The 14187-nt window shown below is 35.9% G+C and carries 11 protein-coding genes; 1 reads left to right on the top strand and 10 read right to left on the bottom strand.

Annotated elements, in window-relative coordinates; genetic code table 11:
• Positions 1–71: 71 nt before the first annotated feature.
• The 5 genes from F3D3_RS10735 to F3D3_RS10715 form a co-directional block, all read right to left on the bottom strand.
• Positions 72–1082, bottom strand: coding sequence for a LacI family DNA-binding transcriptional regulator (locus F3D3_RS10735; protein WP_069873805.1), 1011 nt, complete (start codon positions 1080–1082; stop codon positions 72–74).
• Positions 1083–1428: 346 nt separating this feature from the next.
• On the bottom strand, positions 1429–2556 hold the full coding sequence (locus F3D3_RS10730; protein ID WP_084388961.1) for a sugar ABC transporter substrate-binding protein: 1128 nt from the start codon (positions 2554–2556) through the stop codon (positions 1429–1431).
• Positions 2553–4118, bottom strand: coding sequence for a response regulator (locus F3D3_RS10725; RefSeq protein WP_069873804.1), 1566 nt, complete (start codon positions 4116–4118; stop codon positions 2553–2555). Before F3D3_RS10725 ends, F3D3_RS10730 begins: the two co-directional genes overlap by 4 nt.
• Positions 4115–5632: a sensor histidine kinase gene (locus tag F3D3_RS10720; protein ID WP_175438350.1), complete on the bottom strand. Its 1518-nt coding sequence runs from the start codon at positions 5630–5632 to the stop codon at positions 4115–4117. Before F3D3_RS10720 ends, F3D3_RS10725 begins: the two co-directional genes overlap by 4 nt.
• 7 nt (positions 5633–5639) lie before the next feature.
• A complete protein-coding gene (locus F3D3_RS10715) occupies positions 5640–6605 on the bottom strand; it encodes a substrate-binding domain-containing protein (protein WP_069873797.1) in 966 nt (321 codons plus the stop codon).
• A 139-nt stretch (positions 6606–6744) separates the two neighbouring features.
• On the opposite strand from F3D3_RS10715, the gene F3D3_RS10710 reads away from it, so the two are divergent.
• The gene (locus tag F3D3_RS10710; RefSeq protein WP_069873795.1) at positions 6745–7473 is read left to right on the top strand and encodes an NAD-dependent protein deacylase; all 729 of its coding nucleotides are present in this window, start codon (positions 6745–6747) and stop codon (positions 7471–7473) included.
• Positions 7474–7542: 69 nt separating this feature from the next.
• Here the strand turns inward: F3D3_RS10710 and F3D3_RS10705 are convergent, their stop codons facing one another.
• From F3D3_RS10705 to F3D3_RS10685, 5 genes are all read right to left on the bottom strand, one after another.
• Positions 7543–7947, bottom strand: coding sequence for a hypothetical protein (locus F3D3_RS10705; RefSeq protein ID WP_069873793.1), 405 nt, complete (start codon positions 7945–7947; stop codon positions 7543–7545).
• A 72-nt stretch (positions 7948–8019) separates the two neighbouring features.
• Positions 8020–8838: a response regulator gene (locus F3D3_RS10700; RefSeq protein ID WP_069873791.1), complete on the bottom strand. Its 819-nt coding sequence runs from the start codon at positions 8836–8838 to the stop codon at positions 8020–8022.
• Between the two features lie 77 nt (positions 8839–8915).
• Positions 8916–9833, bottom strand: a complete 918-nt coding sequence (argC, locus tag F3D3_RS10695) for an N-acetyl-gamma-glutamyl-phosphate reductase (protein WP_069873790.1) — start codon at positions 9831–9833, stop codon at positions 8916–8918.
• Positions 9834–9900: 67 nt separating this feature from the next.
• The gene (locus tag F3D3_RS10690) at positions 9901–11112 is read right to left on the bottom strand and encodes a class 1 isoprenoid biosynthesis enzyme (RefSeq protein WP_069873788.1); all 1212 of its coding nucleotides are present in this window, start codon (positions 11110–11112) and stop codon (positions 9901–9903) included.
• Between the two features lie 110 nt (positions 11113–11222).
• Positions 11223–14078: an EAL domain-containing protein gene (locus tag F3D3_RS10685; protein ID WP_175438349.1), complete on the bottom strand. Its 2856-nt coding sequence runs from the start codon at positions 14076–14078 to the stop codon at positions 11223–11225.
• Positions 14079–14187 lie beyond the last annotated feature (109 nt).

Here is a 14187-nt window from a genome sequence, read left to right as displayed (position 1 = left end):
CCCCAAATTATTTAGTGTAAGTTACAATTTCATTTTAGTAAAATTTTACGGAATCGTCAAGAAATATTTACTTAGATTTTACAACAACTCTCTCTAATGCGTAATTCTGTAGGCACAATCACTTTTTTGGAAACCACTCTCTTCTTCAGAATTCTCTCAAGCAAAAGTTCTACTGCTGTTTCACCCATAAATTCCTTATGAACTCTAACAGAAGTCAACGGCGGCACAGTAAATTTGGACGTTGGAATATCATTAAATCCAACGACGCTAATGTCTTCAGGCACTCTAAGACCCATTTCATGAACAGCTCTTAAAACACCAATCGCCATAGAGTCACTTGCAACCAAGAATGCTGTAGGTAAATCTTTAGAAAGTTTAATTGCCTTTTTCATCAGTTCATAACCCGATTCGGCTAAAAATGCACCAATGTAAATTTGTGCCTCATTCAACATTTCACGACTTGTCATATAATCCCTAAACACCGTTTCACGACGCTCACCAAGGGCAATTTTTTCATGCCCAATGCACTCCCTTCCCCCTATGTAGCCTATTTTTCTATGGCCATTTTCCCAAAGATAATCCAGTGCACCAACGACTGCCTTCTCAAAATCAATGATCACACTATCAAATTGCGCTTCCATGGGAGAGGAGTCCACAAATACAATGTTCTGAGATACTTCCATAATTTTTTTGATTTGAGATTCTGTAAACTTACCTATTGCAATGAACCCATCAATTCTCTCAAGATTTTGAAAATCGTACTCATCTGGTAAAAATATTTTTATGATATCAATATTCCCCTCATAACAGGTCTTCTCAATACCAAGACGAATCGACATATAATACGGATCGTCTAATTCCTGACTCATTGTGTACCAGTGTACAAGGCCAATTCTAAGTTTCTTTTGAGTTTTTCTGATATTGCGCTTTCTCGGTGGCATATAATCCATTGATTCTGCAATTTCAAATATCAATTGACGCTTTTCATCTGATACAGATAACGTGTTGTCGTAATTCAACACTCTTGACACTGTAGCCGAGGAAACACCCGCTTTTTCAGCAATATCTTTGATGGTTGCCATATTCGTACCCCTTTCATGTATATAAAAACAAAATGTTTAGTAAACATTTACTTAATAAAAGAATACACTTTATTCATTTATTTAGCAAGTTCCTTTACTATTTTACCTGTTTTAGACCAAAAAGTCATAACATTTCAACATTGTTTTTATTTCAAAAGAGGCAAACAATATTTAACTTAAGAACCCAAATCTTTAGTGCTCATATGAATTTTACATAAATTTTACATTGAAGTCACTTCAATAATTTAACCACTTTGTACAATTTTAAATCCATTTTGATTTTTTTTGTGTATACATAAAAAAACATGGACAAATTTAAGCTTAAATTTGTCCATGTTTTGTCCTTTTATTTTTCATTTTGCTCTTCTTCTCGAGTTACATTTATATAAACATCTGATTCCTTATGAAATCCGCTTTGAATGATCACTGCATCGATATTATCTGCATCCACTACACGGGTATCCAGCTTTAGATAAGGGATAACACCGCTACCATTATCGATTTCATCATTTGCAATGACTTTTTCGCCCTTGGCCATATTAATCGCTATTTTAGCACAAGTTTCTGCCAAATCGTTGATGGGTTTATACACTGTGGCGAGTTGTGTTTTTTCAACAATTCTTTGGCATGCCGATAATTCTGCATCTTGAGATACCACCATAACAGCACCTGCCAGTTGCCACTTTGCAAGTGTTTCAATCGCACCTGTTGCAAGAACATCATTAGCAGCGATTATGCCATCTATGTGTTCCCCTTTTCTTAAATGCTTTTCCACGAGCTCTTTTGCATAACTTTCCCGCCATTCCAGAGCCCATATCTCATCGACAATTTTGATTTTTCCGCTCTTTACATAAGGGGATAAAGTTTCATAAAAACCTTTATTTAAAAGCGTTGAATTGTGATCCTTGGGATCACCATTGATCACAAGTAAATTAAACGGTTTATTTTGTGCAAGGTTCTCTTTCCGCTGTTCATAATATAAAGCATCTAATTTGGATACCAATCTTTCTGAAATGCCTCTCCCAATCCCAACATTATCAAACGAGATGTATAAATCCACAGGGGTATCGATAACAAGTCTGTCATAGGCAATAATTTTAATACCATTTCTCCTGGCTTCACTGAGCACATCTGCAAGCGCAGTGGCATCCTTTGGCACGACAATGATGACATCCATACGCTCAGCTATGAGATATTGTATTTGCTCTCTTTGCTTCTCCACGCTTTCATTGGCTATCTGCACATCCACAGTGGCACCCATTTCTGTTGCTTTTGCAACTAAAACTTCCACTTCCCTTTGCCACCGTTCCACAACAAAAGAATCAAAAGCCAATCCGATCTTAATATGCATTTCTTGCTCAGTTGTATTGGATTTGATTTGCCCACACGCAACTGAGATCACAAGAATGGTCATAATTGAGCCCATTAAAATAAGAGTCTTAAAAATTATATGTCTTTGCTTCACATTCATCATTTTGTCATCCTTTGATAATCTTTAGGCGTAATGCCCTCATACTTTTTGAAGGTTCTAATAAAATAACTGGTGTCATTATAACCTATGAAGAATCCAATCTCTTTTATAGACTTTTTGCCCTCTTTAAGCATTTTTTTCGCCTCTTCTATGCGCAATTCATTTAAATATTCTTTAAAGGTATTTCCTGTATCCTCTTTAAAGATCTTCGAAAGATATTGAGGGGTTACATTGATCCGATGCGCAAGACCTTCTAAAGTAATTTCTGAATGATAATCCTGCTGAAGAATCTCCATAGCTGAAATCGTCAATTCATTGTAATCTTTATTTTGGGATTTCGAATATATGTCAAACAAGTCTTCCACTACACGTTCGAAATGTTGTATTTTACTTGCTATTGGTTTATCTAAAAACTCAGAAATGTAGATCTTATTCGGATCTTTTTGAATATGAGCACGTTTACAAATATCAAAGATATTAATCATAGTCTCAATCAAATTGGCCTCTGCATAGCGCAATAATTCGGGTTGTTTCATTAAAGCCAGCATTTCAAATTCGTATTGTCTTAAAACCAGTTTAAATTTCTTTTGTTTCGTCAGAAAGTCATCAATTAATGATTGTGTTAAATGATTAAACGCCTCTAAGGAAAACGGCTTCAACTTTTGGTCCTCTACAAATGCAATTGTCTGTTCCGACTGCCTTAAAACTAAGATCGCCTCTTCATACGATTCATAGATTCTATCAATTTCTTTCGTTTCACCAAGGCCAATCCTTGCTCTAAGGCCAAATCGATCGGTAACATTTTGAACAATACTCATCCAAAATTGTCGATCATTTAACCGCGTGCCCTCTTGGTGTTCCAGATAAATAAAAATGCGATTTAGAAATGGGTTACTCACAAGTGATGGTATCTGAAATTTGAGTGATGTTTTCAGATAATCACAACAGTCGTTGATCTTTTGATTGTAATAATTGAGCTCCTCCATATTCGCTTTTGATGGTAAATTGGCAAATTCAATGGTAATCATTCGCCCTTTTTCAAGCGTAATTTCCAAAATTTCTCTATAGTGTGCAATATGTCTCATAAAATTTCGGTTGAGTAAAATGGAGTTGAAAAAATTGCTTTCCACAAGCGTTACGGACTGATAGTACCGTTCGATATGGTCGAGCTCTTTATGTCTTTTTTCCTCTTCCAAATCTATTTTAGAAAGGGTTTGACCTATGACCTCAATCATTTTGGTTTTGGTCAAGGGTTTTAATATATAATCCTCAACATTATACTTCACAGCATCCTTGGCAAATTCAAACTGATCATATGCCGATACGATAATAATCTTAACCTGATGATCCACTTTTCTGATGCGTTCTATGAACTCTAGGCCATTCATTCCTGGCATTCTGATATCCGTCATAATCATATGTGGCCTAAAATGTTCTACTTTAATGAGACCTTCACGTGCATTTTTAGCCGTTTCAATGATTATTTCCTCATAGTGCATTTTTAATACTTGACTGACAGATTCAAGAACAATCATTTCATCATCCACAATTAAAAGCCTTATCATTTAGCACCTCGTCCAATCGATATTGGGATATGAAGCACGACTTCCGCGCCCTCTTCACCATTTCTTTTTATCTCCAGTACATCTGTCTTACCATAAAAATGCTTCAACCTTTCATATACATTTTCTAGCCCCAATCCTGTTGTATGTCCCCTTTGCACCGCCTCATGGTCATCTTTTTTAAAGTCGTATGCATTTAGTTTTTTAAGTTTTTCATCTGAAATACCGTTTCCATTGTCCAAAACCGAGACGAGCACTTCCTCTTCAACTTTTTTAACAATCAGCGTTATAATACCTGTATCCATTTTGTCTCTAAAACCATGAATCATTGCATTTTCAACGAGGGGTTGCAATATCATCGGCGGCATTTCCACTGACATCGTATTGTTTTCTGCCTCTAGATGCATTTCGAGTTGATCTCCGAATCGAATCTTCATAAGTTCATAATAATTTCTAACATTTTTAAGTTCTTCACTGAGTTTAACCCTGTTATTCAGACTTTGAATATTATATCTAAAGAGTTGAGAAAGATGATCTAAAAAGAACACCGTTCTGTCAGCATTCTCTATAATAGCCAGTTGCATACCTGCATTTAAGGTGTTAAATAGAAAATGCGGATTAATCTGCGCCTGTAAAGCCAGCAATTCAGCTTGATTTAGTAAATTTTGCATTTTCAACTTTTCAGTTTCTGAAACTCTGAGTTTATTCTCTGTGTCCACTTTATCTTCAAGTTCTTTAATATATTCATTAATATGTGCTGCCATTTCTTGAAAAGCTTTTTTCAAAACCTCTGCCTCTTTAAAATACATGCCCTCAACTTGCTCTATGTCATACTGACCTTGAGTGATCGCTTCCGCGCGAACACTTAACGCCTCAATTGGTCTTGTGACATTTGTAGAAAAATTCAGTACAAAAAAAATGCTCAATACAATCAACAAGCCTATGATGCCCACAAAGTTAAGCCGAATACTTTTAAAATTCTCCGTCATTTCCAAGTATTTTCCAAGATTGGTTTTGAAATCGTGGATTTCAAGTTGAGCTACTTTTTGATGAATGACTTGGCTGTAAAGTAATATTTCCGAATAGCGTTCTAGATACTTTTCTGTATTGCGAGCCCTTTTATAATCGATGGCCTTTTCTGACTCTTCGAGATACTGATCCAATAGCAAATGAATATTATTGAGTTGTAATAACGTAGAGTTCGTTGAATTTCCATAATTTAAAACTTCACTATACTTTTTTATACTCCCATGATAGTCTAAATAGTTGACAAAGCTATCAGAACTCTTCGTGCTCAAATAAGTTTCCAAATTGATTTCAAATTGTTGAAGGTCCTCTAAAAGCTCATTTAACACGATACTTGTCGAAAACATTTGGTTAATCTCCGAGTTGATCGTTGACGTAATCAAAAAAGTATACGCAAATGCTAAAATGAAGCACATGAGTAAAACCAATGTAAACGTAAATACCTTCTTTTTTAATGTATTTTCTAAAAAAAGTCGCCTAATTCTATTCATGATTACCTCAATCAGATTCATCGATGATTTCATCTTTCCTTATGATTTCAATAGGGATATTGATGTAGCTTGATACACTTTCGCCGTTTAGGATTTTGATGAGATTGTTCATGGATAAAATCCCAAGTTCTTGGTAATCTTCAACAACACTGGCGTAAATCAACTCTTTTTGAATGGCATCAACAATTTCTGGTGGGTCACCACTGGCAATTACCGCAATATCGCCCACTAGATTACGATCCACCAGTACGCGTGTCACACGAATAGCGTCTATCGGATCCGTACAAATGACCACATTGATGCTCGGTCTCTCTTTTAACAGTTCATCCATTAATATTTCCGCTCTAGAGTCTCTTGAATACTTGATATTCGTGAGTTTATAAAGCGCCATATCCTGATAAGTTTCATAGATGCCATTTAAAAAATTAATTGATGAAAGCGGTTGTTCCGGTTCATATTCGCTGCCCAATATAACAGACACATTGCCCGTATTTCCAGAAGCCTCAATCGCAAGTAACCCAGCCTTCTTGCCAAGGTTATACTTATTGGTTCCTATATAGACATCCCGTTCTGTTTCCGGCGCATCATTGCCTGCTGCTATGACTTTTATTTGTTTCGCTCTAAGCTCTTCAATTAGAGTCGTCGCCTGCAGGTTATTTTCTAGATTTATGACAACACCATCGACCTGCGTTGCAATCATAATTTTAGACAGTACTTCAATATCAAATTCCTCTAAATTGTAAAGTTCATATACACAATCGTTGCTCATAACGCTTTCATTAATGCCCTTTAAAAAACGTTCCGCAGAGTAACTGTTTATATGATCCGAAATAACAGCCACATGAAAACTTTTAACTTCACCTGTTGCGCCCTTTAAATTTTCTGAATACCGAACTTGATTATAAGTCACAATACTCAAAAGGATTAACAGCATAATAATGATCAATTCCATTAATTGTATTTTATATTTCATAGATCACCCTCAGATTAACATATTAGTTTCATTATAGTCTATGCCTTAAAAAAAGAAAAGACATCCAAGGACCTGGGTTGCATCTTTGTTCATAAGAACTTATACTTAAATCAAACACAATTACGAATAAGGAGGTCCTATGGCTATTAACACTTTAAAAAAGCTCATTCTACAGAGTAAAAACATTGTCCTCTTCGGAGGGGCTGGCACTTCCACTGAAAGCAACATTCCTGATTTCAGATCTGAAAACGGTCTTTATGCCTTAAAAAAATACAATGTTTCTCCTGAAGAAATTCTCAGTCATGATTATTTTTACAAGCACCCTGATCGATTTTATGCCTTCCTAAAAGAATATCTTTTGCTTCCAAATGTCACACCTCACAAAGGTCATTTTGCAACAGTGGCACTTGAATCTATGGGGCTAAATACAATTATAACACAGAATATAGATGGTCTGCATCAAGCTGCTGGCTCTAAAAATGTCATCGAATTGCATGGATCGGTCCATAGACATTACTGCACAAAATGCCGTGCACTTTACGATATGGCATGGATTCTAAGCATACAAGATGATATTATACGATGTCCCTTATGTAACAGCTTAGTCAAGCCAGATGTGGTTTTATACGGCGAGCCTTTAAATCAGGAGGTGATGTCTGAAACCGTTAAAGCCATCCACGAATCTGATTTGCTGATCGTTGCGGGTACTTCTCTCGTCGTTTACCCTGCTGCAAGTTTTTTAAGATACTATAAAGGTAAAAATCTTGTATTGATCAACAAATCCGAAACACCATATGATCACACGGCTAGCCTTGTCATTAGAGATAGTTACGGCGATGTCTTTGATCAACTTATCCACCACCTCTAAAACGCCATAAAAAAGCCAGAAGAGGCAAGTGCGCCATTGAGTCTCTTCTGGCTTTTTATAATTAACGCTTTATTGATATTTAACTTTTACCGAATACACCATTTGAAGTGCAATTTCCAATCCAATAATAACCACTATTTCAATTTGCACTGAAAAAGAAAGCGCAATTGATGTCAATAGCAATAAAAAATAGAGTACAAACTTACGATTCAATAGGCTAATTAAACCTACGCTGCCTAATATCAGTTCAATAAAATACCGCCAAATGAAATAAAAAAAACACACGATCGGCGAATTGGTACTGAGCACTTTAAAATTTGCAGCTAAATAGCCCTCTTTATATTGGCTTAAAAGTGTCTCTGTGTTTGAGCCGTCTATTACGATGAGTATTATCACAATTATGGTTGTTGTTATTATGGCTATTTTAAGATAAGATAACGTAATCAATAAATCTTCTAATGTTTTTAGGGACATGTCTACTCCATTTTTCGTTTCCTCCATTATATCAATATGATGGCGATCATATCAATAGACGATTTATAAGAATTAACCTTGTTGCATTATTTTTTCAAGTTGTCTCAGAATTTGCTGTTTGTTTTCACCATCATGTGGAAATGTCACAAAATTATTAACCAATATAAACCCTCTTAAACTGACATAATCTTGTTTGATCTCCTGAAAAACGCTCTGTAATTTATGGTCTACAATGATGACCTGATCATACCCGCAAAACGGAAAGAAGCTCACAAAAGCATGAATGCCAAACTGAAACATGACATCCGTCTCCCAATACTTCGTTTTAAACTTTTGAATAATAAGCGAACCTTCATCATAGCCCAGTTTTTCGCTGGATACAGACTGATCCACAGGTTGTATTGAACTGAGGCAAATGCTCATCTCATAACGTCCCTTTTGAGCTTTCCTAATTTCACTGGTTAAAAAGGATTGCATATCTATGACGATTTGTTCAGGTTGATCCGTTTTGGCCCGTGGCGCGATTTCAGTTTGCAAACACTTCATAATGCGTTCTAACAAAATATCATCATCACTAGATTTGAGTATATAATCTTTTGCACCCAATCTTAATCCACTGGCCAAATTGCCCCGAGTTACGGTGCTTGTATAGATAATAAGTGGCGTAAAAGGATGTTGCTCTAAATATTTTTCAAACCATATCACGATAGATTCATTATCAAAATTCAGATCTGCCAATATCAGATCAAACACCCCTTTTGATTCAGTAATGGCATGGTTAAGCTGTAGTACTGAACCCGCTTCATAAATTTCCACTTGAAAGTGCTTAACGATCGCTTTAACTTTTGATCGGATATATTGAGCTTCGTCGAACAATAACATTCGATACATAAATGCACCTCACCTCTTATTGTGTCCTTTCATTATTTATATCCGAATTATTAAATTATAAACGTTGCACCTTTATCTTATAAGCCCATTTCCTCTGGAAATCCAAATCTCAAATTGAGAGACTGTATCACTGCACCAGAAGCACCTTTACCCAAGTTATCGATTTTTACAGCGATTTGAAAATTTTCATCTGTTCCACTGAAGAAAATTTCAAATTGATTTGTTTCTGAAGTTTCCCCGTGAAGGTAATTTGAAGTGCTATTGGGTTCGTGAATCACTGCAAACGGAGAACTTTTATAATAACTCACATATAGATTATAAATTTCCATTAAGCTCATCCCATTTGTTAAGTTACATTGATGTAATGGAACACTCAGAAGAATGCCTCTGGGATAATTACATAAAATCGGCAGAAAAGTCGGTTTGATCGTAAGTGCCGCATACTTCATGATCTCTGGAATATGCTTATGCATTTGTCCCAGTGCATAATGTTGAGCACTGATGGGTTTCTTTGTATTTTTATACATTTTGATCATTTCTTTTCCGCCACCCGTATAACCCGTGTGCGAAATCAAAGTCAAGGGCATATCTTGCTTTAAAAGTGCTTTTGACTGTAACGGAAGGAGCGCAAGTAAGGCTGCTGATGCATGACACCCAGGATTGGCAATTCTAAAGGACTTCGAAATAAGCGCCCTTTGCACCGCATTCAGCTCTGGCAGTCCATATGTCCAGTCTGGATGCGTTCTAAAGGCTGTACTGGTATCTATTACAACTACTTTCTGACTCTCTAGCAAGCTTAGCGCCTCAACACTTGCTTCTTCTGGAAGACAGAGTACCACTGCATCAGAAGCATTCATTAATGTCTTGCGCTTATTTATATCATGTCTTTCTTCGTAAGCGATTTCAACTAAAGAAAGCGATGGATGCTTCGCTATATATCGCTTAATTTCTAGACCTGTCGTACCATGCTGGCCATCTACAAAAATATTTTTCACCTGATTAACCTCCAAAACAAAACGGTATTATTATGCATTTCTTTACATAATAATACCGTTACTCTTTTTAGATGTCAAGACTCATTTCAGAGACATAAGTTTTGAAAAGTGATATGGTATCGGACCTCAATAATAAATGTTGGGACCGCTTTACTTCTTTTTCAATTTTTTTTAAATGCCTTCTTGTCAAAGGGGAATAAGCCGATAAAGTACTATAGAACCCCCGTGATAGATAAGCTTTGTAATTTAAACTTGAAAAGGCAATCATCATCAAAATACAATTTCGATAAATAGAAGCCCACTCTTTTTTGGGTAACCTCTCAACCATTTTTTCATTAAACGACAACGTCTTCAAAATCAAAGGATCTAAATGATAATGCCCCATCAACTGACTAAATATAGTTTGATGTGCATTCGCCTTGTCCTCTATCATGTCTTGAATATCATCACACAATTGGAGTACGATGCCATATTGTAGATAAAAAAGAATTTGAACTTCCGACAATTCGCCACAAACAATACAAGCATCTGCTAAAACAGAAGTGCCTCCTTTTTCGAAAGTGTACTCTAAAATAGAGTGCTCATATGGAATTGAAACATGATGCTGTTTTTGGCTCATGACCTGTGCATGATGTATCCCCATCATGCTTTCATATACCATTGGATAGGCATCTCTTCTGTAATCTGATTCTACCATCTCAATCAATTTAAACAAATCACGTTCATAAGATTGATCTGAGTCCGATTGATCTACCTGTAGGTTTGAGAGCCGTTTGCCAAATCGAGTCATAATCTCATTTTTATATGCCGAGCTCATCTCTGTATCATCTAGCAAATTATCGGTGTATGGATAGAGCATACTATATCCAAATGCACTGCTGCTCAATTGAGTCGGTTTAGACTCCAGTTGTTGAATCATGTTGATAATCCAAACATTTCTCATAGCTTGTCCGATATCTTCAATCCCCATTTCACCATTAAAGACTTTAGCTTGCTCGTAAAAATCTATGGTCGACTGGATCATGTCTTTATTAAAGAGCATTGAAATATTGGATAGATCCATAATTTTACTTTCATTTAAATAGTCTTTGATCATTCCATTAAAACACTTCTGATCATAAGGTTGCTGTACCAAATCCTTGATTGAAGCAATCAACGCCATGAGCAACTTGTATTCTTTATGTCGATCTTTCGAACTGAATTTCTTTTCCCCCATGATGGGACTATTCTCCATATGGTGCCATTCATTTATTAATGCTTTTAATGCGCTCTTATACATTGTCTTCACCTTTTAGATTTTCTCTCTATAAAATAACATTTGCACATTAAAATTCGGTTAAAACTCAGAAAGACTATTATCCTAATAGGTTAGAATAATAGTCTTTGTTCTTAGTTCCAATATTGATTGAGATATTCAATACAATGTTCAAGATCCACTGGTCTTGAAAAAAAGAATCCTTGAGCTTCATTGCAGCCACGTTCGCGCAGATGTTCCAATTGTTCTAATTCTTCAACACCTTCTGCAACAACCTTTAGATTCAAATTATTTGCAAGTGCAATAATGGCATTTGTGATTTCCCAGCCCGTTTTATCATGCAGTTCAGAAATAAATGACCGATCAATCTTAAGCTTGTTGATCGCAATATTCTTCAGATAGGACAACGATGAGTACCCCGTTCCAAAATCATCTATTGAAATCAGAATCCCTAATTGCTCCAGTTCAGCAAAAGTTGTACGCACTCTATCAAAGTCGTTGATGAAAAGACCCTCTGTCACTTCATAGATAATCTGCTTCTCTTTTACAGGATACTTTTCCAGCAAAGCTTTTGTCTCGGCAACAAGATCATGTTGCATGAGCTGAATAACGGAAATATTAATGGCCATTTCAAGACCCACAAATCCAGCAGCCTCAAACTTACCAAGGGCTTCAAAAGACGCCTTGATTACCCAACTTCCAATTTTGATAATCAACTTCGATTCTTCCGCTAATTTGATAAAAAGGGACGGTGATATATGTCCAAACTTCTTAGAATGCCATCTTAAAAGCACTTCAACCCCCGTCGCTTTATTCGTATCGATTTTCATTATGGGTTGAAAACATAAACTGAGTTCATTGCGCTCTATGGCTTGGTTTAATTCATGAATCATTTCAATTCTGTTTCGAGCACTATAATTCATTTCTTCATTATAATATTCACTGCCACCTCGATTACTTGCCTTGGCATGATTCATTGCTATGGTGGCATATTTGAAGAGATCTAAAGTATCGCTTGTATCATGCGGAAAGGTACTCACCCCGATAGATGCACTTAGGACGACCTCATGCATTCTAATACTAAAAGACTTCCCAAATAGCGCATTAATCTCTTCTACTTTTAAAATAAGCGCATTGAGATCTTTGCCCTTAAACAAAATTGCAAATTCATCCCCTCCAATTCTAAACAGCAACTCATGGCTTTGTACAATCTGATCTAATTTAGTCGCCAACATCTGGATGATTTCATCTCCAACTTTAAAAGTATATGCATCATTAATTTTCCGAAACTCGTCAAGACCAATAATAATGAGCGAAACGAATGTTTGATCAAAATCCAAGCTCATATCTTTTAACATGTTTAAAAGCGCTTTTTTATTGAGTAAATCCGTCTGAGAATCAAAGTTTTCAAGATAATCAATAATACGATCTTTTTTAATGCGTTCATCTATCTCATCTTTCAGAAGTTCATTTTGAACTTTTAACCGAGAGAGCGAATCCTGAATTTCTTGTTGCATTCCTTCAAAAGCATTTGCAAGCTTTCCAATTTCATCTTCAGAGTGAATATCAAAATCAACTTGATAATTATTTTCTTTCATCTGCTTAACTTTGTTGGTTAATGCGTTGAGCTTAGAAGTCATTCTAGAATTGTATAGGATGACAAAAATTACAACAAAACCCAAAATCACAGCACCTATACCCACTTGTTGCTTAATCGCTATATTTTGATCATTTTTAATCTGAATTTCAGAATTAATATACATTTTATAGATTTCATCTCTTGGCACCACAAAAGCAAGCGTCCAAGCTTCATCATAAAAACCTAATTCTGGTGTCCACGATACAAATGAATCCATTTTTTTATTAATGAAAAAATAAGTTTCGCCATTTAATTCAATTTCTTTAATTTCATTTACCTCTGAATAGTTAAGATTTCGAACGGATTCAATTGTACTCTCTTGAATATACCGGTTAAGTCTGTTAAATCCAATACCAGTGCCATTGTTAAGCGTACTGTCGTCTATATTTTTAAGCCCTAATACATCGGCGCCCTTGTCGTTCATGGCAAAAATATTGCCATTGGACTGAATGAGCATTGCAAAACCCGTATTGCTGATTTTAATGTCTTCAACTTGTTCAATGATGGATTCAATTGTTATATCATAGGCAACATGCCCTTTAAACGTCTGAGTCTCTCTGTCCCAAATCGGATACGTCACACCTAATATAATGCCTCCTGTTATACCATCTTGAATGGGCTGTGAAACCCTGATCAATTTTGGATTGCCAATGCCCTTGTCCAGCATTCTTTCCGTCCACTCGTCAACTAGACCCGGATTAAAAGTTTCCCATATGGGTAAATCATAGAGCTCGGGATAAACATCATAAACGCTATGCCCAATATCAACCCAAGGTGCCATTCTTGTATAATCTTCATCGACACCACCTGTATAATAAATTTGGATTTTATTTTTCCCATGGCTGACAAACGATGGCATGATCATATCAAATATGGCTGTTTTATCAATTGCATTTTGAACATTGGCTTTGATCTCTCCGTTATCATCATAGAGATATCTCCCCATAAATACTGCTGTTGGCTCATCAGAAGTATTTTGTCCCCATTTGCCATTAAAAATAATACGGTCCTTAAAATAGGGATCTGCCTTAACAACTGCCATAACGGCTTCTAAAGCGTTGTCTTTATCTAATACCTCTTGGAAAATGCCCCCTAGTATTTGCACTTCTTCTAAATATCCATTGTAATCAGCTTCTATTCTCACGCTGATTTCATTAATATAATTTGTGTAGTATTCATCTAACAGATAATAAAGTTCTCTGTCCATTGTATTCAACGTTTTGTCTGTCAATCTTGCCACCGATAAATTGGTATAAAGGATCATAGAGAACATGCCTAAAACGATGAATATGATGGTTATCATTGTGATTTTGATATTGAGGCTACTCTTGTATTTTTTTAATAAATGCATCCTATCACCAACCCCTATATTTTCTATCATTATACCCATACCCCACACTTTTATAACGCATTTTAGGGTTATTCATTTGATGGCGCTTAAATTGCATAAAAAACCCCAT

The sequence above is a fragment of the Fusibacter sp. 3D3 genome, assembly GCF_001748365.1.
In the GTDB taxonomy this organism is placed as follows: Bacteria; Bacillota; Clostridia; order Peptostreptococcales; family Acidaminobacteraceae; genus Fusibacter_A.
The sequence above is the reverse complement of the archived record's forward strand: the minus strand, read 5'-3'. Positions and strand labels throughout refer to the sequence as shown.